At 69.0% G+C, this 18,283-nt stretch carries 24 protein-coding genes; 12 read left to right on the top strand and 12 right to left on the bottom strand.

What is annotated here, in order from left to right; genetic code table 11:
• Nucleotides 1–117: 117 nt before the first annotated feature.
• From ACIHAO_RS21315 to ACIHAO_RS21295, 5 genes are all read right to left on the bottom strand, one after another.
• The gene (locus ACIHAO_RS21315; protein WP_125789032.1) at nucleotides 118–393 is read right to left on the bottom strand and encodes a hypothetical protein; all 276 of its coding nucleotides are present in this window, start codon (nucleotides 391–393) and stop codon (nucleotides 118–120) included.
• Nucleotides 390–1,214, bottom strand: coding sequence for a TNT domain-containing protein (locus ACIHAO_RS21310; RefSeq protein ID WP_396560307.1), 825 nt, complete (start codon nucleotides 1,212–1,214; stop codon nucleotides 390–392). The genes ACIHAO_RS21315 and ACIHAO_RS21310 overlap by 4 nt, the downstream gene beginning before the upstream one ends.
• 181 nt (nucleotides 1,215–1,395) lie before the next feature.
• Nucleotides 1,396–2,328 carry a hydroxymethylglutaryl-CoA lyase gene (locus ACIHAO_RS21305; RefSeq protein ID WP_396560305.1) on the bottom strand — a complete coding sequence of 311 codons (933 nt, stop codon included), beginning with the start codon at nucleotides 2,326–2,328 and terminating at the stop codon, nucleotides 1,396–1,398.
• A complete protein-coding gene (locus tag ACIHAO_RS21300; RefSeq protein ID WP_396560303.1) occupies nucleotides 2,328–2,912 on the bottom strand; it encodes a PH domain-containing protein in 585 nt (194 codons plus the stop codon). The genes ACIHAO_RS21305 and ACIHAO_RS21300 overlap by 1 nt, the downstream gene beginning before the upstream one ends.
• A 98-nt stretch (nucleotides 2,913–3,010) precedes the next feature.
• Nucleotides 3,011–3,835, bottom strand: coding sequence for a biotin--[acetyl-CoA-carboxylase] ligase (locus ACIHAO_RS21295; protein WP_396560301.1), 825 nt, complete (start codon nucleotides 3,833–3,835; stop codon nucleotides 3,011–3,013).
• 80 nt (nucleotides 3,836–3,915) lie between these two features.
• Between ACIHAO_RS21295 and ACIHAO_RS21290 the strand changes: the two genes are divergently transcribed.
• Together ACIHAO_RS21290 and ACIHAO_RS21285 are read left to right on the top strand one after the other, a co-directional pair.
• Nucleotides 3,916–5,031: a C40 family peptidase gene (locus tag ACIHAO_RS21290; RefSeq protein WP_396560299.1), complete on the top strand. Its 1,116-nt coding sequence runs from the start codon at nucleotides 3,916–3,918 to the stop codon at nucleotides 5,029–5,031.
• A 49-nt stretch (nucleotides 5,032–5,080) separates the two neighbouring features.
• Complete coding sequence (locus ACIHAO_RS21285; RefSeq protein WP_396560297.1) at nucleotides 5,081–5,572, top strand: hypothetical protein; 492 nt, start codon at nucleotides 5,081–5,083, stop codon at nucleotides 5,570–5,572.
• Nucleotides 5,573–5,858: 286 nt separating this feature from the next.
• On the opposite strand, the gene ACIHAO_RS21280 is transcribed toward ACIHAO_RS21285, so the two are convergent.
• Nucleotides 5,859–6,689 (bottom strand): alpha/beta fold hydrolase, encoded by an 831-nt coding sequence (locus ACIHAO_RS21280; RefSeq protein ID WP_396560295.1) that lies wholly within the window; start codon nucleotides 6,687–6,689, stop codon nucleotides 5,859–5,861.
• Between the two features lie 36 nt (nucleotides 6,690–6,725).
• On the opposite strand from ACIHAO_RS21280, the gene ACIHAO_RS21275 reads away from it, so the two are divergent.
• The 5 genes from ACIHAO_RS21275 to ACIHAO_RS21255 all read left to right on the top strand — a co-directional run bounded on the left by ACIHAO_RS21275 (nucleotide 6,726) and on the right by ACIHAO_RS21255 (nucleotide 9,264).
• Nucleotides 6,726–7,121: a nitroreductase/quinone reductase family protein gene (locus tag ACIHAO_RS21275; protein ID WP_396560293.1), complete on the top strand. Its 396-nt coding sequence runs from the start codon at nucleotides 6,726–6,728 to the stop codon at nucleotides 7,119–7,121.
• Nucleotides 7,122–7,162: 41 nt separating this feature from the next.
• The gene (locus ACIHAO_RS21270; RefSeq protein ID WP_125789024.1) at nucleotides 7,163–7,558 is read left to right on the top strand and encodes a MerR family transcriptional regulator; all 396 of its coding nucleotides are present in this window, start codon (nucleotides 7,163–7,165) and stop codon (nucleotides 7,556–7,558) included.
• Entirely contained in the window at nucleotides 7,559–7,897 is a 339-nt protein-coding gene (trxA, locus tag ACIHAO_RS21265; RefSeq protein WP_396560291.1) for a thioredoxin, read from the top strand.
• 256 nt (nucleotides 7,898–8,153) lie between these two features.
• On the top strand, nucleotides 8,154–8,777 hold the full coding sequence (locus ACIHAO_RS21260; protein WP_396560289.1) for a LysE family transporter: 624 nt from the start codon (nucleotides 8,154–8,156) through the stop codon (nucleotides 8,775–8,777).
• A gap of 52 nt (nucleotides 8,778–8,829) precedes the next feature.
• On the top strand, nucleotides 8,830–9,264 hold the full coding sequence (locus ACIHAO_RS21255) for a VOC family protein (protein WP_396560287.1): 435 nt from the start codon (nucleotides 8,830–8,832) through the stop codon (nucleotides 9,262–9,264).
• On the opposite strand, the gene ACIHAO_RS21250 is transcribed toward ACIHAO_RS21255, so the two are convergent.
• From ACIHAO_RS21250 to ACIHAO_RS21230, 5 genes are all read right to left on the bottom strand, one after another.
• Nucleotides 9,261–11,024 (bottom strand): prolyl oligopeptidase family serine peptidase, encoded by a 1,764-nt coding sequence (locus ACIHAO_RS21250; RefSeq protein ID WP_396560285.1) that lies wholly within the window; start codon nucleotides 11,022–11,024, stop codon nucleotides 9,261–9,263. The genes ACIHAO_RS21255 and ACIHAO_RS21250 overlap by 4 nt on opposite strands.
• A 19-nt stretch (nucleotides 11,025–11,043) precedes the next feature.
• Nucleotides 11,044–11,481, bottom strand: a complete 438-nt coding sequence (locus tag ACIHAO_RS21245; protein WP_125789019.1) for an SRPBCC family protein — start codon at nucleotides 11,479–11,481, stop codon at nucleotides 11,044–11,046.
• Nucleotides 11,478–11,795 carry an ArsR/SmtB family transcription factor gene (locus tag ACIHAO_RS21240; protein ID WP_396560550.1) on the bottom strand — a complete coding sequence of 106 codons (318 nt, stop codon included), beginning with the start codon at nucleotides 11,793–11,795 and terminating at the stop codon, nucleotides 11,478–11,480. Before ACIHAO_RS21240 ends, ACIHAO_RS21245 begins: the two co-directional genes overlap by 4 nt.
• Before the next feature lie 67 nt (nucleotides 11,796–11,862).
• Nucleotides 11,863–12,570, bottom strand: coding sequence for a lysoplasmalogenase family protein (locus ACIHAO_RS21235; RefSeq protein ID WP_396560283.1), 708 nt, complete (start codon nucleotides 12,568–12,570; stop codon nucleotides 11,863–11,865).
• A gap of 52 nt (nucleotides 12,571–12,622) precedes the next feature.
• Nucleotides 12,623–13,633: a GlxA family transcriptional regulator gene (locus ACIHAO_RS21230; protein ID WP_396560281.1), complete on the bottom strand. Its 1,011-nt coding sequence runs from the start codon at nucleotides 13,631–13,633 to the stop codon at nucleotides 12,623–12,625.
• A 43-nt stretch (nucleotides 13,634–13,676) separates the two neighbouring features.
• Between ACIHAO_RS21230 and ACIHAO_RS21225 the strand changes: the two genes are divergently transcribed.
• A complete protein-coding gene (locus ACIHAO_RS21225) occupies nucleotides 13,677–14,444 on the top strand; it encodes an NAD(P)H-dependent oxidoreductase (RefSeq protein ID WP_396560279.1) in 768 nt (255 codons plus the stop codon).
• Nucleotides 14,445–14,447: 3 nt separating this feature from the next.
• Here the strand turns inward: ACIHAO_RS21225 and ACIHAO_RS21220 are convergent, their stop codons facing one another.
• Nucleotides 14,448–15,017 (bottom strand): flavodoxin family protein, encoded by a 570-nt coding sequence (locus tag ACIHAO_RS21220; protein WP_396560277.1) that lies wholly within the window; start codon nucleotides 15,015–15,017, stop codon nucleotides 14,448–14,450.
• Between the two features lie 96 nt (nucleotides 15,018–15,113).
• Here ACIHAO_RS21220 and ACIHAO_RS21215 point away from each other — a divergent pair, with 96 nt between their 5' ends.
• The 4 genes from ACIHAO_RS21215 to ACIHAO_RS21200 all read left to right on the top strand — a co-directional run bounded on the left by ACIHAO_RS21215 (nucleotide 15,114) and on the right by ACIHAO_RS21200 (nucleotide 18,280).
• Nucleotides 15,114–15,530, top strand: coding sequence for a MarR family winged helix-turn-helix transcriptional regulator (locus ACIHAO_RS21215; protein WP_396560275.1), 417 nt, complete (start codon nucleotides 15,114–15,116; stop codon nucleotides 15,528–15,530).
• A gap of 52 nt (nucleotides 15,531–15,582) precedes the next feature.
• The gene (locus ACIHAO_RS21210; protein WP_396560273.1) at nucleotides 15,583–16,401 is read left to right on the top strand and encodes an SRPBCC family protein; all 819 of its coding nucleotides are present in this window, start codon (nucleotides 15,583–15,585) and stop codon (nucleotides 16,399–16,401) included.
• Nucleotides 16,402–16,469: 68 nt separating this feature from the next.
• A complete protein-coding gene (locus tag ACIHAO_RS21205) occupies nucleotides 16,470–17,621 on the top strand; it encodes a sensor histidine kinase (protein WP_396560271.1) in 1,152 nt (383 codons plus the stop codon).
• The gene (locus tag ACIHAO_RS21200; protein WP_396560269.1) at nucleotides 17,618–18,280 is read left to right on the top strand and encodes a response regulator; all 663 of its coding nucleotides are present in this window, start codon (nucleotides 17,618–17,620) and stop codon (nucleotides 18,278–18,280) included. Before ACIHAO_RS21205 ends, ACIHAO_RS21200 begins: the two co-directional genes overlap by 4 nt.
• Nucleotides 18,281–18,283 lie beyond the last annotated feature (3 nt).

The raw sequence follows: 18,283 nt of genomic DNA, 5'->3' as shown, positions 1-18,283 counted from the left end.
GGGGCGGCGGTGTGGGGGTCGGGGGGGGGGGTGGGGGGGGGGGCTTGTTGCAAAACCAATTTCACAAACTAGCTTTGGTTCCTTTGGCGCACCCCCCAACTCCTCAGCCAAGGAGGGTCACTGTGCCCCGGGCAGCAGGCCGACGGCGCCGCGCGCGACCTGGGACCAGGCGAGACGGCCGAAGAGGTAGTGGCAGGCGACCTGTTCGCTGGTGAAACGCGCCCAGTCGTACCGGTTGCCCTGCTCACGCCAGAAGACCTCCCAGGCGGGCTCGGCGTCTTCTTCCTCAGTGCGCATGAGGCACCAGGCGTTGTCCGTCTCCGCGCCGACCGAGACCACCTCGGCGGGCACACCCAGCGCGGCCAGCCACCGCAGGATCGTCCCCGTGTTCACCGAACCTCCCCCGTGACGTCCGCCAGGTAGCCCAGCGTGACGAGTTCATCGGCGCCCAGCACCGTGCGAAAGCGCACCCCGCCGCCCGGCTGGCCGAACCATTCGGCGGTCACCGATCGCCAGACCGGCAGCGGCCGGACGACGCGGTAACGCCGGTACGTGGTGACCTGCTCCGGCGGCAGCGAGCGCATCGGGAACAGGGTCCCGTCCTCGGCGAACACCCGGCCGTGCTGATCCCCGAAACGGTCGAGATGAGTGCCGGCTTCGAGCATCGCCGGCGTCGCGGGATCGATACCGCCCTCGGGAAAGAGTTCGGCGGGCGGCCACAGATAACCGTTGTCTCCGGCGAAGCGCGCCGTCCAGTCCTCTTGGGACGCTCCGCCCCACGGGTCGTGCCCCCTGGTCAACGCCGGCGGGGGCGCGACGGCCGGAGTCGTCGGCGATCGCCGGAAGCCACTGCTGACGTGTGACAACGCGTCCAGATCGTCCAGCACGTCCGCTTCGGGGTGATCCTGCGGGCCGGAACCGCCTTCGGGGAGCGGCAACTGGCGCGCGGGTTTCCCCATCGCGACCGGCAGATGCCCGATGGGGAACATGTGCACGAGGAACAGCGCGATCACGCTTTCCCGTTCGGTCCGCAAAGCCCCCATGGGCGGCGGGGCGACGGGCCGGGGCGGGAACGGCACCCGCAACGGCGCCACCGCGGGCGGCCACGGCGAAGGCGCGTACGGAGCGCGCGCCCCGTGCGGTGGTGTCGGGGCGTCGTCGTACTGGACGGGCAGCCGGATCGGGCCCGTTCCGGCCTCGCTCGGATCGGTCACCGCACCTCCCCCAAGGAATCGAACCCCACCGGTGACGGGGGAGGCAGCGGACAGGACGCGTTACGACCTTAGCGCCGACCGGCGTTCTCGTCGGCGGATACCCGAAAGCGCGTCAAGGCCCGCGCGGGCGGCGACGTTCGACGAGGGCGAAAACAGGTCCCGTCCGTGAGTTCGGCGAACCTCATCCGGCGAGCGCGTTGACCACCCTGGACGGGCTCGGCCTGCCCAGCTTCCCGGCCATCCACTTGCTCGTCGCCACCAGCGCGTCGAGGTCGACCCCGGTTTCGACGCCGAGACCGTCGAGCATCCACACGAGGTCTTCGGTGGCGAGGTTCCCGGTGGCCGATTCGGCGTACGGGCAGCCACCGAGCCCACCGGCCGAGGAGTCCACAGTGGACACACCGCAGCGCAGGGCGGCCAGCGTGTTCGCGAGTGCCTGGCCGTAGGTGTCGTGGAAATGGACGGCCAAGGTGCCGACGTCGGCGAACTGGCCGATCAGCGCCTCGACCTGGCCCGCGGTGGCGACGCCGATGGTGTCCCCGAGCGAGAGCTGCGAGCAGCCCAGGTCCAGGAGCCGCTTACCCACTCCGGCGACCTGCGAGGCCGGGACGGCGCCCTCCCAAGGGTCGCCGAAGCACATCGACACGTAGCCGCGGACATCGAGGCCTTCGGCCCGCGCCCGGGTGACGACCGGCTCGAACATCGCGAACTGGTCGTCCACCGTCGAGTTGAGGTTCTTCTTGGCGAAGGTCTCGGTGGCGCTGGCGAAGATCGCGATATGCGAGACGCCGGCCTCCAGCGCCCTGTCCAGCCCGCGCTCGTTCGGGACGAGCACCGGATACCGGACGCCCTCGCGCTTTTCGAGCCCGGCCAGGAGCTGCTCGGCGTCAGCCAGCTGCGGCACCCATTTCGGGCTCACGAAACTGGTCGCCTCGAGCGTGGTCAGCCCGGCATCGGCGAGCTTGTCCAGGAATTCGAGTTTGACCTCGACCGGGACGATCGACTTCTCGTTCTGGAGACCGTCACGCGGACCGACCTCCCAGATCGTCACCCGTTCCGGCAACGCGGCGGCCGACGGGACGCGGTCGGGCAGCCCCAGCTCTCGCGTGCCCATCAACGCCGCCGGTTTCCGCGCGGCGGGGGCCCTTGCGGCGGCAGGGGTTCGGTCTGCTGCGGCGCGCCGGCGGCAGGCGGCGCGAAGTCGTCGTACGGGTTGTCGTTGACTTCGCGGTAGATCACCGTGTGCACACGCTCGACCTTGGGGATGTCGTCGAACTTCAGCGGTTCGTCCGAAGCGGACTCGATCACCAGCGTGCCGCAGCCGAACACGCGGTCCAGCAGGCCGTGCTCGAACTGGACGCTGTTGATCCGCGACAACGGGATGTCGATCCCGGTCCGCTTGAGCACGCCTTCACGGGCGATCAGCCGATCCGTGGTCACGATGAAATGCGTCGTGCGCCAGCGGACGAACGGAGCGAGGAAGAGCCATACGACGAGCCCGACCCCGACCGCGGCGATCGCGATCTCCGAGATCAGGTCCCACGGGGCCGTCGCGTCCCTCGCGATCACGGCCAGCCAGATGCCCACGCCGAGCGTGACGATCAGCGCGAGGAACGGGAAGATCAGCATCTTGAAATGCGGGTGACTGTGCACCACGACGTGCTCGTTTTCGCTGAGCAAATCGTCCGGATAGGCCACGGCGGACGCTCCCAAAAGTATGTTCGGCGCTGGTGAGCTCACCGTACCGGCGAACGGTCCCGGCGGAAGAGGAGACGCCGGAAATCGAGACGCACGGATCAGGCCCCGGCGGGCCGGACGTGCACGACGTCGCCGGCGAACACCGTGTACCGCTCACCACCGGGAACGTCGACCTGGAGCTGGCCCGCGGGATCGATGTCGGCGGCACGGCCGGTCAGCGCCGAGCCGTCGGGCAGCTGGACCTCGACATCCTGGCCGAGCGTGGCGCAATGCCGCCGGTAGTCCCCGAGCAGACCGGCCTCGGCCAGCGACCCGCCGGCGAGCCGCCAGCGGCGTTCGAGTTCGTCGAAACCGGTGAGCAGCCGCGTGGCGATCTCGGCGCGATCGGTCTCCGTCGCCCCCTGCTCGGCCAGCGAGGTCGCCGGCAGGCCGCCGGGCCCGGCCGGGACGTTCTCGCCGAGCGGCAGGACGTTCAGGCCGATGCCGAGGACCACGGTGCTCTCGTCACCGGCGGCGGCCTCCGCCAGGATGCCCGCGCATTTCGCGCGACCGGGACCGGCCAACACGTCGTTCGGCCACTTGAGGACGGCGTCGACGCCCACACTCGCGGCGACCTCCCGGACCGCGAGACCCGCGACCACGGAAAGTGAACCCAAATTGCTGAACGGAACCCCGTCCGGCCGCAGCAGCACACTGACGTAGAGGCCGGATCCCTTCGGCGAGGACCACTGCCTGGCCCGGCGGCCGACGCCGGCCGTCTGCTCCTCGGCGATCAGCACGGTGCGGTCTTCGGCACCCTTCGCGGCGGCTTCCCGCAGGTCGGCGTTGGTGGACCCGGTGCTCGCCACGACCTGGATCGTGGCGTACCGGCCGGACAGCGCGGCACTCAGACGCCCGGCGTCGAGCGCTCCCGTCTCACTCATTCGTCCAGAATATGAGAGTCCCCCTAACGTGCAAGGCGTTCGCTCGTTACGCAGAGGTGGTCTCCAATAACCTGGACGGCGTGACCGAGCCCGATTCAGCCCCGAGCGCGCCCGAAAACAGCAAGAAGAAGTCGTGGGCGCACGGCGTGGCGATGCGCGGCCTGGTCGCTCTCCCGCTGGTCGCGGGGCTCGCGACGGCGGGCTGGCTGCTCGCCGGCGGCAACGATCCGGCACCGGCCGGCGGGAACCAGCCGGTCCCGGTGCCGGCCGCCAAACAGGATCCGGCCACCGTCGGCGGCGGTGCGGGTCCGTCGGTCCTCGAAGTCAGCGCGCCGGTCAAGGCCCAGGAGACACCGAAGGGCGTCCGGCCGCTCGAAGAGTGGGCGGCGAAACTGGCCGGGCCGCTCGACATCCCGGCGAAGTCGCTCATTGGCTACGCGAACGGTGAACTGGCGCTGCGCGGCGAGCAGCCGAACTGCCACCTGTCCTGGGTCACCCTTGCCGGGGTCGGCGCGGCGAGCTCGAACCACGGACGCGGCGGCGACAACCCCCTCGGCCTGTCGGCACAGCAGTGGAAGAAGCACGGCGCGTCGATCCCCGGGATCGCGAAACCCGCGCTCACCGACCCCGACTCCGCGTCGGTCGCCGCCGGCCGCGCGCTGTGCGCTTCCGGCGCCGACCTCGGCGGCGGCAACGGCTGGTGGAAGGCCATCGCCGGCTACCAGGGCGGCAAGGGCAACGACGCCGAACTGTTCCGCCAGCGCGTCTTGGGCAACGCGCAGCTGTACGCGACCCTGTCCCTCGACCCGGCACGTTCCGCCAGCCCAGCCGTGAAGGCGACGCGGTTCGCCCTCGGTCAGCTCGGCCTTCCGTACGTGTGGGGCGGCAACGGCCCCGAGGCGGGCGCGGCGGGCTTCGACTGCTCCGGGCTGACCAAGAAGTCCTACGACGAAGCCGGGATCTCGCTCCCGCGGACCGCGGACAGCCAATTCCGGGCGCTGCCGCAGGTGTCCGGCGAACCGAAGCTCGGGGACCTCGTCTTCTACGGGAGCCCGGCGACGCGCATCCACCACGTCGGGCTGTACCTCGGGAACGGCCTGATGATCAACGCGCCCACCCAGGGCCAGGCGATCCAGATCCACACGTACCACTCGAAGGGCGACGACTACACCGGCGCCGGACGGCCCGCGGCCTGAACCGGCCAAACCACGCTCTGGCCCCGGCACCGGCGGTTACCGTGGCGCCATGCGTTCGATCGAGTTCCGCAGGGTCTCCGACGTGACAAGGCGATCGGCCAACGGGAGAACGACAGCCGCGATCGAGCTGCTGATCGACGGCGTCTCCTTCCTGGAACTGGTGCGCCGGGCCGAACTTCCCGACGCGCTCGCGGAACAGCAGGAACGCGCCGAGGAGTTCGCGCCGGAACCCGCGCCCTTGCTCGCCGGGGACTACAGCCCCCTGACCAGTTGCTCCGCCGAGCACCTCCTCGGGGAAGCACCGGACGACGTTCCGCACGGCGCCGAAGACGACGAACACCTCCTGCTGGGGTGCTCGTGCGGCATCGTCGAATGCTGGGCGTTGGTGGTGAAGATAGCGACCGACGACGAGACCGTGACTTGGTCGGGTCTTCGCAATACGTACCGGGAATGGAACTACGACGCCATCGGTGTGCTGACGTTCTCGCGGCAGCAGTACGAAGAGGCGCTGCACGCTGCCTTCGGTGCTGCGGGGTCGTGAGCGATTTGGGGCGTTCTGGCGAGCCCTCTCGGATGCCGCCACTGCGAACGGTGTGAAGACGCTGTCGTTGGCGATCGCGCGTGTTCTGGCGGACGGCACGCGTGATCAGGCGGACGACACGCGTGTCTGGATGGACGACACGCTCGCGGCCGGGTTCCGCCGCGAGCCGTCCGTCCAATCACGCGTGCCGTCCGTCCAATCACGCGTGCCGTCCGTCCAATCACGCGTGCCGTCCGTCCGATCACGCGAAACCGCCACCCCGCATCGACGCGAAGTCGCGGTCAGCTCACGGGCGCTCGGCCAGCCACTCGAGCGCGGCCTCCCCGTGGCGAAGAACCGAAAGGTGCCCCTCCTCGGGAAAAGTGCGCAACTCGGCAGCGGCGCACTGCCGGGCCAGCCACTCGCCGTGCGCGAGCGGCGCGATCCGGTCCGCGGCGCCGTGCAGTAGCAGCACCGGAGCCTTGACGTCGGACGGCTGGAAGCCCCACTTCGCGACGTACGCGAGATCGTCGTCGATCAGTCCGCCGGGGCCGCCCTCGATCGCGGGGCCGACGACCTCGAGGAACCATTTCCAGTCACCGGCAAGGGCCGCGTGGTCCGAAGGGGTGAACATCTCGGCGTCGTATTCGGCCGAGGCCTCGTAGTCCTCCTTCGCCTCCCGTCCCGCCAAGGCGGCCGTCAGAGCGCCCACTCCTGCTGGACTCATGCCGGCGAAGTAGTCCAGCCCGTCGGCGTCGTACGGGGCCATGCTCGCGACGGCGACCATCGCCGAGACCCGTTCCGGCAGCAGAGCCGCGCAGGCGAACGCGTGCGGTCCGCCACCGGAATGCCCGAAGACCGCGAACCGCTCGATCCCCAGTGCGTCGGCGACCTTCTCGACGTCCGACGCCGCCGACGCGACGTCTCGGCCGGGCCGCGGCGACGAGCCGCCGTAACCGGGCCGGTCGCAGGAGACCCACCTGAGTCCGAGCCGCGCAGCGGCCGGGAACAGCGGGGCGGGCGGGGCGCCGATGTTCGGGGTGCCGTGATGCCAGAAGACCACCGGACCGGCGCCGCCCGTGTCGTATGTGTGCAGGGTGGTCCCGTCCCCCAGGGCCACGTCGGACTCGTTCACCATGGGCCAAGCGTAGAACCGTCAGGCACGCTGGACGGCATGTCGCGCTTTCACGAGATCAAGCACCGGGTGGCCACGACCTTCCAGCGCCACGTCGGCAACCCGATCCTCGTCCGCCTGCCGAACCAGCCGGTCCTGGAGACCACCGGCCGCAAGTCCGGGGTGCCCCGGCAGACGCCGATCGGGGGCCGCAGGGTGGGCCGCGAGTTCTGGATCGTCTCCGAGTTCGGCGAGAAATCGCAGTACGTCCGCAACATCCAGGCCGACCCGCGCGTCCGCGTCCGGCTCAAGGGCCGGTGGCACACCGGCACGGCACACCTGCTCCCCGGCGACGACCCCCGCGTCCGCCTCAAGGCCCTGCCGAGGCTCAACAGCGCCGCCGTGCGGGCGATCGGCACGAACCTCCTCACCATCCGGGTCGATCTCGACGACTGAACGTTTGCCTTGACGCCAAGGGCAAGGTTTACGCTCGGACCATGCGGATCGGCGAGCTCGCCGCGCGCACCGGAACCACCACGCGCGCGCTGCGTTTCTATGAGTCACAAGGGCTTCTCGACGCACGGCGCGCGTCGAACGGCTACCGGGAGTACGACGAGGACGACTACCGCCTGGTGCACGAGATCCTGACCCTGCAAGCGGTCGGGCTCAGCCTCGAGGACACCAGGCCGTTCGTCGAATGCCTGCGCGCCGGGCACGAGACCGGCGACTCGTGCGCCGATTCGATCGAGGTCTACCAACGCAAACTCGCCGAGGTGGACGCCTGTCTTGCCAGGCTCAACGACGTGCGGGACAGCCTGCTGACCAAACTGGCGGGCGCGTTGAAAACACCGCCGGGACCGTGCGTCGTCGTGCCGCGAACCGAGGAGGCCTGAATGTCCCTTTCCGTCGTCACCGACGAAACCTTCCAAGAACTCGTCCTCGACCAGGACAAACCCGTCCTGGTGGACTTCTGGGCGCAATGGTGCCCGCCCTGCCACATGATCGCGCCGGTGCTCGCGGAGATCGCCGACGAGCGCGCCGGCGCGCTGCTCATCCGCAAGCTCAACTCCGACGAGAACCCGCTCACGGCAAGGAACTATCAGGTCATGTCCTTGCCGACGCTGATCCTCTTCCGCGACGGGAGTCCGGTGTGGACGACCGTCGGCGCCCGGCCGAAGGCCAAGTTGCTGGCCGATCTGGACGCCGTTCTGGAGCAGGCCGTCGTCCAGTGACGGGCGAGGCGGACGTGACGGGGGCCGTCAGTCATGTCATGAAAGGGTCGTTCAGGACGAAAAACGTCCTGAACGACCCTTTCATGACATCCGCGGAGCGTCCTGCGCCGTTAATTGTGTTGCGCGCCGGGCCGTCCGTTCGCATCCTTCACCACATGACATCGACCCTCACCTTCCTGTCCCCGTCCTCCGTCGTCCGACGGGTGCGGGTGCAGCAGCAGGCCGGGTCCTGGCGGAGGCCGACACCAGTCCTGCCGTGAGCGCCGCGCTCGTCGCGGGCCTGCTCGCCGGGTATGGCATCGCCATCCCGGTGGGCGCGGTCGCGACCTATCTGGTGGTACTGACAGCACGGGCAGGGCTCAAGATCGGCGCGTACGCCGCCTTGGGAGTCGCGACGGCCGACGGGCTGTACGCCCTGCTCGCGGTCCTCGGCGGCGGCAGCCTGATCCCGATCATCGAGCCGATCGCCGAACCGTTGCGCTGGATCTCGGTGGCGGTGCTGCTCGGGCTGGCCGTCCACATCGGACTCACCGGGGTCCGGAACTTCCGCGCCTCCGCCAAAGCCGAGGTGACCCAGCCGGTCGCGATCGGTCCGGCGAAGGCGTACGTGAGCCTGCTCGGGATCACGTTGCTGAACCCGACGACGGTGGTCTACTTCGCGGCGCTCGTACTCGGCAGCGAGGACATGGCCGCGGCGAGCGGGGCGGAGCACGTGGTCTTCGCGCTCGCCGCGTTCGCCGCTTCGGCCAGCTGGCAACTGTTCCTCGCCGGCGGTGGCGCCGTACTCGGCAAGGCGTTGACCGGACGCCGTGGACAGCTGGTGACCGCGCTGGCGTCCAGCGCGCTCATCACCGTGCTCGGGCTTCGTCTGCTCTGGTGACGGCCGGCAATCCAGGACCGTAGTTGTCCGCATCGGTTGCGAGGCTGTGCCCATGACCGAAACCAAGGACCGCCTCGCCTCCCTCCACTCCTACCTCTCTTACCACGATGCCCCGAAGGCGCTTCGCTGGCTCGAACGCGCCTTCGGTTTCGAGACCACCATGGAGTTCGCCGACGACAAAGGGTTGATCCAGCACGCGGAACTGCGGCTCGGCGGCGTCGGGATCATCGTGTTCAGCGCGGAAGAGGACTACGACCGTCCGGCCCGCAAGGGCGAAACGGTCGGCCACGGCCTCTACGTGAGCCTTCCGACGCAGGAGGCCGTGGACGCCGTCTTCGCTTCCGCCGTCGAAGCCGGCGCGACGCCGGTCTGGAAACCGGAGAACACCGAATGGGGCAATTACCGCTGCCGCGTCGACGATCTCGAAGGCTACGAATGGACTTTCGGCACGCACATCCCCGGAGAACCGCAGACCGACTGGAGCTAAAGCAACCGCGCGAACCACTCGCGAGACCGGCGGAGCAGGTCCAGCTGGTGATCACGTCCGCGGAGCGAATGTCCTTCGCCGGGATACACGACGAGGTCGTGTTCGACGCCGAAGTGGCGTAGCGCGCGGTGGAAGAATTCCGCCTGGGACAAGGGGACGTTCGTGTCTTCCGCACCGTGCACGATCAGCACGGGGGTCTCGATCTTCGACGCGAAGGAGATCGGGCTGAGCTGATCGTGCCGGTGCGGCCCTGTCCCTTCCCAGCCGATACTCCCGCTGTGCGCGGATTCCACCAGCGGACCGAGTTCACCGGTCGCGGCGAGCATTCCCCAGTCACTGATCCCGGCGACCATCAGCGCCGCCTTGAACCGCCGGGTCTGCCCGACGACCCAGGCCGTCATGTATCCGCCGTGACTCCCGCCCACGATCCCGAGCCGCTCCGGATCGGCCACTCCTTCCGCGATGAGGAGATCGATCCCGGTCTCGATATCGCCCCATTCCTCCAGGCCGACCCGTCCCGCGACGGAAGCGGCGAATTCATGCCCATGGCCTTGTCCCCCACGGGGATTCGGCAGGAAGACGGCGTGCCCTGCGAGGGCCAGCCACTGTGCCGACGGGAACCAGCCGAGCATGAAGCGGTCGGAGAACCGGTCGTACGGTCCGCCGTGAACCCGCGTGACCAGTGAGAAAGGCCCGTCGGCCCGCGTCTTTCCCGGCGGCAGGACGAGCAGGCCGTCCAACGTGAGGCCGTCGGACGCCTTGTAGGACAACCGTTCCTGGGAACCCCACGAAATCCCGGCGAACTCCGGCGCCGTGTCGCTGACTCGCGTCGACGCCCCGCCCAGCGGTCCACAATGGACATCTTTCGGCCGGTACGCGGTACTCAGCACGGTGACCACGATCTCGCCGTTCGAGGCCAGCGCGTCGGCTTGCCCGCGCCAGAACGACACTTCGCCGGACCCGAGCCGATGGAGAGCCGTGTCGAGCCCGTCGGCGACGAGCACCAGAGGAGCACCGGAATCGACCTGCGCGAGCTTGACCGGGCAGGTCGATTCCTCGGTGAGGTTCCGCTGTTCCCCGGTTTCCACGGAAACGTCGAAGACCGCCCAGCCACCCACCGGTTCCGGAGTCCCGAGGTACGCGATGTGCCAGCCGTCCTCGTCCCGCCACCAAACGGGGCCGTCGGCTTCGAACGCGACCCGGCCGAGCTCACGCCGCTCACCGGTTTCCAGGTCCAGCGAGGAAAGCCGGGGTTCGAGCCCGCTGGGGTCGGCTTCCGGCGTCGGCCAGGTGATGACGGCGAGCGCCTTGTCGTCCTGCCGTCGGGCGACGTCGACGACGTGATCTTCGATCAGTGTCGTGATCTCGCCGGTTCGAGGATCGAAGCTTCGCAGCCGCGCCGGGCGAAGACTCTCGCTCCAGACCCAGACGGCCGGAGCGGGCGTCTCGTCTTCGGCGATGAACACGATCCGGTCGCGCAGCGGAAGGAATCCGGTGATCTCACTGCCCCAGGCGAACAGCTCCTCGTCCCCCGAACAGACACGGCCGTCCCGGAGGAAATAGAGGGCATCCGCGGACCACCGGGGCGAGGACCCTTCGGCCAGCTTCCGCGGCTTTTCGCTGCCGTCCACAGCGGCGAGCCAGATCTCGGGAACGCCTTTCGCGATGGTCGAGACCTGGTAGGCCACCCATTTCCCGTCGGGGGAAAGCGCGGGTTCCGACGGGAAACGGCTGTCGACGATCAGCTCAGCGGTCAGCATGTCCCCATCCTGCCGGAAATCATCGCGACAGTGTTTTGCCCAGTTTGTCGAGCCAGTCGCCCGTACCTTGTTCCCGCCAGCTCGGTTCTTCGTGCCCGTCAAGGAAGGTGCCCTGCTCGATCAGCGTCAGCCGGGTTCCGTCCGCCTCGGCTTCGAGCAGCACCGTCGTGACCGACACGGTCGCCAGAACGTCGTTCGCGGAGAGTGTGCCCGCGTAGACGATCCGCTCGTTCTCGGCGATGTCTTCGTAGCGCGCTTCGAAGACCATCCGCTTCCCGTCATCGGGAGGACCGCTGGTGACCTCCTGGCCGCCGACACGGAAGTCCAAGGAATGCCCGCCGCCCGGCACGGTGAACCAGCCCGCTTTCGCGGCGGGATCGGACCAGGCGGCGAAAACGCGTTCCGGCGACACCGGATAGACGCGTTCGAGGGTGAAAGTGGCGTGTTTGACGGTCATGACCGTTTCCCTTCGTCGGAGTCGAGAAAGCCACCAAGGCGATCGAGCCGGTGTTCCCAGCCGGTGCGCTGCCCGCCGAGCCAGTCCTCGGCCATCCGCAGGCCGTCCGGTTCGAGATGGCAGGTGCGGACGCGGCCCGCCTTTTCCGACCGGACCAGTCCGCAGGTTTCGAGCACCTGGAGGTGCTGCATCACAGCGGGCAACGACATCGACAACGGCTGCGCGAGCTCCCCCACCGAGGCCGGTCCCCGGGTGAGGCGCTCGATCATTTCGCGGCGCGTCCCGTCGGAAAGCGCCTTGAACACCTGATCCATCTGTTGGTTAGGCACATGCTTAACTATCCGCCCACGCCGAGCGATAGTCAAGTACCTGCTTAACTTTCTACTCCTCCGCGGTCATGCCCTCGACGAGCAGCCATTGGGAGGCCAGATACGAGGTCAGCACGAAGGTTTCGAGGTTGGCTCGCACTCGCTCACTGGTGACGAAGTTGCGGCGAATCAAGATCGCCAGGTCTGACGCGGAGAACAGCAGCGCGCCGGCGGCGATCCAGGTCCGGCGATCACCCGACGGGACCACCATCCCGCCCGACACCCGAGCCTTCGGCGCCAAGGCCGGGTCTGCCGCGAGAGTCGACGTCGTGCTCAGCAGGCCTCCGTAGACCGAAAGCACCGAGGACACCGGAGACGGCTTCGGGAGCGTCATCGCGACGGCGGCCGCAGCCCACGCCCCGAGCCGGGGCGTCGCGGTCGCGGCACGCGGACGTGCGCCGCGGCGCCACAGGAACGCGGAATACAGCACCTGCATCACGCCGAACGACGTCGCGCCCTTGATCAGCTCACGGTCCTCATGCGACCGGCCCATGAAGTGGTCGCCCGCGCCTGCCGCGACCAAAGCGGCGACGAGCAGCCCTTTCTCTCCTGGTGCAAGGGTTTGCGCCCGAGCGACACGAGCCGCGAGGACGGGGACCGCGGCCGGTTTCGTCACCAGTTGCAACCGCCGGTTGCCCGTCCTGGCGGAGTACACCGTGCCGATCGCGGCGGCGCCGAACAGGATCCGTTCGGCGAGTTTGAGGGCCTTCGCTGTTGACACTGACCACCTCCGGAACTTATTTCTGGGTAAGTTACCAGTCGGTCAGCTGTTTCTAGACGGCTTCACGGAAGGTATTCCGGTACGCGCTCGGCGAGACACCCAACGCGGCCTGGAGATGCTGGCGCAGCGACGCGGCCGTGCCGAACCCCGCCTCGGCGGCGACCTTGTCCACCGGCAAGTCGGTCTCTTCGAGCAGCTGGCGGGCCCGTTCGATCCGTTGCTGGGTCAGCCACTGCAGCGCCGAAATCCCGACTTCGTCCCGGAACCGCCGCGTGAACGTCCTCGTGCTCATCGCCTCTTTCGCCGCCAGCTCGCGCAGCGTCAGCGGCCGGTCGAGGTTTTCCAGCGCCCAGGCCCGCGCCGCCGCCGTCGACGAGGACTGCGGCTCCGGCACCGGACGCCGGATGAACTGCGCCTGCCCACCCTCGCGATGCGGCGAGACGACCGTGCCGCGCGCGACCTCGTTCGCGACCGCGGCGCCGTGATCACACCGGATCATGTGCAGGCAGAGGTCGATCCCGGACGCGACCCCCGCCGCGGTCAGAACGTTCCCGTCGTCGGTGTAGAGCACATTGGGGTCCAGGTCGACCTTCGGGAACTTCGCCTGGAAGTCCAGCGCCGAACGCCAGTGCGTGGTCGCCTTCCGGCCGTCGAGCAGTCCGGCGGCGGCGAGCACGAAGGCACCCGTGCAGATCGACGCGATCCTGGCGTCCGGCCGGATCAGCTCCAGCGCCCGCGCGAGCGGCTCGGTGAGGTCGTGCCCCGACGGTTCGTATTCGGTGGACGAGGCCGGGATGACGACGGTGTCGGCCTCGGCCAGCACTTCCGGGCCGAGCGGGACCGAGATGGTGACATCGGCGTCGGTCCGGATCTGGCCGGGTTCCGGCGTGCAGGTGACGACCTCGTAGAGCGGCTCGCCGTCGGCCGATCTGGCCGTGCCGAAGAGCCGGATGACGATGCCCAGCTCCATCACCAGCATTCCGTGCCGGACCAGCACGGCGACCCGATGACGACCGGGATGTCCGAAAAAGCCCATGGCCTGATTCTTGCACATGTTGGCCATCGGGCCACTCGCGTCGGCCGCCGGACCGCGCGACGGTGGACACATGAACGTGTTGTGGATCTTCGCCCACCCGGAACCCCGTTCCCTCAGTGGCTCGCTGCGCGACGAAGGCGTGCGCGCCCTTCGCGCGCAGGGCGCCGACGTCCGGGAATCCGACCTGTACGCGATGAAGTGGAAGGCCGTCGTCGACGCCGACGACTTCGGCCGGGCCGCTTCCCCAGATCGGCTCGTCGTCGGCTCGACGTCGAAGAACGCCTTCGAGACCGGCGAACTCGGCGAAGACATCCGTGCCGAGCACGAGAAACTGGCGTGGGCGGACACGGTGATCGTCCAGTTCCCGCTGTGGTGGTACGGGATGCCCGCGATCCTCAAGGGCTGGTTCGACCGCGTTTTCGTCAAGGGTTTCGCTTACGGCGTGCGACGCCCCGACGGCCGGACGTCGCGCTATGGCGAAGGGGTGCTGGCCGGGAAACGCGCCATGGTCCTGCTGACCGCGGGCGCGCCGGAAACCACCATCGGACCGCGCGGCGTGAACGGCGAGATCAACGACGTGTTGTTCCCGCTCCAGCACGGAACCCTTTGGTACGCCGGGATGTCCGTCCTCCCTCCACTCACGGTCTGCGGCGCCGACCGGGTTTCGCCCGAGCAGTACGACGTCGCCGCCGAAGCACTGCGGGGCAGGCTGCGCACCCTGTCCACCAGCGACCCGATCCCGTTCCGCTCCCAGAACGGCGGCGACTACGACGAGAACCTCGTCCTGCGCGACGACCTCGCTCCCGGCCGGGGCGGCATCGGTGTCCACACGTCCTGAAGCTCAGGCGCGCACGAGATCCGCCCCGGCGAAGAAGGTCTCGGCCGCCTTGAGCGCGCCCTCGTCCAGCAGGACGTCGCCAGGTCGGCTTCCGTTGCCGGTCAACTGCCCGCCCCAGCGCATTCCGAGATATACGGCGGTTTTGCGCAGGGTTCCGATCAGGGGTTCCGCCTGTTCCGGCTGCTCGGCGAGCGCGCTCACCCCCCACAAGGTCTTACCGCGCATCTGCTCCTTGAAGCGGAGTTCCGGCTGGTCCAGCCAGCCCGCCCAATGGTCGAAGTACAGCTTCACCGACGCCGACACGCTGTACCAGTAGACCGGCGACGCGATCACCAGATCCGTGGCGGCCATGGTCGCGTCGAACAGTGCTCGCTCGTTCCCGGCGGGCGGGACCAACTCCTCGCCGTCGTGTTTCCGGTCGACGAACGGCGCCAACGGCAGCTCGGCCGTCCGGATCCATCGCTGCTTCACAGCACGAGGAAGCGCCTTCGCCGCCCGCCGCGCCAGGATCTCCGTATTGCCGCCCGCGCGGGCGCTCCCGATCAGGAACAGGAAGCTTCGATCCTCGGTCATCGCGATCCCCTCCGAGTGATTTCAAAGTACATGTATGTGCAAGCAGATGCTGTCACTGCATGTAAACTCGTGTCAAGCAGATCCAGGGAGGTCGCCATGACCGCCGACGAACAGGCATGGGGCCGTGTCCTCACGCTGCACGGGCGCATCGAGCAAGAACTCGCGAAGGCACTGCAAAGGCGGCACGGACTCGGGCTCTCCGAGTTCCGCGCGCTCGGCAAGCTGGCCGCCACCGAGAGGGGGGTCCTGCGCATGCAGGAACTCGCCGAGGCGATCGGGCTCAACCAGAGTTCGGTGAGCCGGATGGTCGTCCGCCTCGAAGACGCCGGCCTGACGGAACGCGACCCCTGCGAGAACGATCGCCGCGGGGTGTATTCGTGCATCACCGAGGAAGGCAGGAAACGGCTCTCCGAAACAGAACCGACCTATCACGAGGTCTTGGCGACGGCCCTCGACAAGGCCCAAGCCGACCCTGAACTGAAGGACGCGGTAGCCGCCCTGCGCGGCGTTTGACCCAGTATTCCCGCACGGTTATATTCCCCTTGAGGCACATTAGGAGGTAACCGTGAACCCTCGCGCCCGGTTGGAAACCGTCGGAGAGCGCCCCGCGCTGCGGATCGAACGCCGTCTCGCGCACCGGCCGGAGCGCGTCTGGCGGGCGATCACCGAACCGTCGGAGCTCGCGAAGTGGTTCCCCGCGGCGGTCGCCGTCGACCTGCGACCGGGCGGGACCATCGAGTTCACCTTCGAAGGCGAAGAGGCCCCGACAGCGGGCGAGGTCCTCGAAGCCGACGAACCTCGCGTGTTCGCCTTCAGCTGGAACGACGACGTGCTGCGCTGGGAGATCACTCCGGAGGGCGACGGCAGCCGTCTGCTGTTCACCCATACCTTCGGCCGGGGTGAACCCGCGATCGCCAGGATCGCGGCGGGCCGCACGGCCGCCGGCTGGGACAGCTGCCTCGTCGCGCTCACCGCCCTGCTCGACGGCGAGGACCACGAGCCGCCGCAGGACTGGGTCGGCCCCATCGAGGCCTACATCGAGGAGTTCGGGCTCGCCGACGGCGAAGTCCTGGAAACCGGTGAGGGCAAGGTGATCCGCTTCCGCCGCGACCTGGTCTGGAAACCGCTCGACGACGTCTGGGCACTGGTCACGCCCGAAAAGACGTCGGGCACGGTCATCCGCGAAGAGCCGCCGCGGCTGCTGGAGCTCTCCCTGCCGCGCGGCGGCGTCGTGCGCTGGGAGTTCAGCCACTCCGAACTCGACGGCACCATGGTGGAGCTGACGCAGACCGTCCCTGCCGGACAAGACGATGTCGTACCCGAGGCGCTGCGAAGCTGGCGCGAGAAGCTGAAGGAGTTCTTCGCGGCGGCTCACGGAGGCTGATCTCCACCCTGGGGATGACCTCCACCGGACGGACGCGCACGCGCCACCCGCCCGGCTAAGTTCGCCGTATGAAACAGCCGTCGGCGCTCCCGCAGCGGGTGGCGTACCTGATCGACGCGCTTCTCGCGGTGGTCCTCGTCGTGGCCGTCGGCGGGAACCTCGCCGCGCGGACCTGGACGTTCCTCATCGCCATCCCGATGTGGCTCGCCTGGGCGACGATCGCCGCCAGCGGGATCGCGATCGCGCTGCGGCGCCACCGGCCCCTGGTCGCCTACGGCCTCGGCCTCGGCAGCCTGATCCCGGCCCTGCTCGCCGGCAACGGGCTGGGCCCGGCCGCGCTCCTGGCCACCGCGTGCGCCCTGTACACCGTGGCGCTGGAACATCCGCGGGCCCGCTCGCTGATCGCGATGGGGCTCGGCCTGGTCGTCGTCATGATCTTCGAGTTCCTGCGGCTCGGGCCGAACACGATCGCGTCGACGGCCTTCGCGGGCGGCGGGGTGGCGGGCTCGTGGGCGCTGGGCTGGATGACGCGGCAACGGCGCGCGAACCTGGCCCAGCTCGCCGAAACCCAGGCCGATCAGGCGGTTTCCGATGAGCGGCTGCGCATCGCGCGCGAAATGCACGACGTCGTCGCGCACAGCATGAGCCTGATCGCGGTCAAGGCGGCCGTCGGCAACCACGTCGCGAAGGAACAGCCCGAAGAAGCCCGCGAAGCGTTGCGGGTCATCGAACTCACCAGCCGCGAAACCCTCGTCGAACTCCGGCGCATGCTCGGCGTCCTCCGCTCGGGTGACGGGACGCCCGAAGCGGCGCTCGGGCCCGCGCCGAAACTCGCCGATCTGCGGACCCTCGCCGAACGGGCCGGACAGGCCGGGGTGCGAGTCGAGTTGACCGGCGAGGCGGTGGACGACCTCCCCGAAGGTGTCGCGCTTTCGGTCTACCGCATCACGCAGGAGGCGGTGACCAACGTCGTGAAGCACGCGGGGCCGTCGGCCTGCCGGGTGACGATCACCGAAGGCCCCGGCGAGGTCAGCGTCGAGATCGTCGACGACGGGCGCGGCGAAGGCTCGCCGTCGACCGGCGGCGGGCACGGTTTGATCGGCATGCGCGAACGCGTCGCCGTCTACGGTGGTGACTTCGAAGCGGGCCCGCTTCCCGCCGGGGGATTCCGGGTGTTCGCGCGGCTGCCGTACGCCGCCAAGGAAGTGGGGACACGATGATCCGCGTACTGATCGCCGACGACCAGGCGTTGCTGCGCGGCAGTTTCCGCGTGCTCGTCGACAGCGCGCCGGATCTCGAAGTCGTCGGGGAGGCGAGCGACGGCTTGGAGGCGGCGGAACTGGCCGAGAAGGAACGCCCCGACGTCGTGCTGATGGACGTCCGCATGCCGGAGCTGGACGGGATCGAAGCGACCCGGCGGATCTGCGCGTCGGCCGCCACCGAAGGCGTCCACGTGCTGATGCTGACGACCTTCGATCTCGACGCCTACGTCTATTCGGCCCTGCGCGCGGGCGCCAGTGGATTCCTGCTGAAGGACACCCCGCCCGCCGAACTGCTGACCGCGATCCGGGTCGTCGCGGCGGGCGAAGGGCTGCTCGCCCCTTCGATCACGCGAAGGCTCATCGCCGAATTCGCCCGGCTACCCGAACCGGGCCAGCGCGTCGCGGCGTCGCTGGACAACATCACCACCCGCGAACGCGAGGTCCTCGGCCTGATCGCGCGCGGCCTGTCGAACGACGAGATCGCCGGGACCCTGCACCTCGGGCTGGCGACGGTGAAGACGCATATCGGCCATCTCCTGCACAAACTCGCGGCACGCGACCGGGCGCAGCTCGTGATCGCCGCCTACGAATCCGGTCTGGTGCGCGCTTCGCTCTAGCGA

It is taken from the genome of Amycolatopsis sp. NPDC052450 (genome assembly GCF_044547565.1).
In the GTDB taxonomy this organism is placed as follows: Bacteria; Actinomycetota; Actinomycetes; order Mycobacteriales; family Pseudonocardiaceae; genus Amycolatopsis.
Note: the sequence above shows the minus strand (reverse complement) of the source record. Positions and strands in the feature narration are given on the sequence as shown.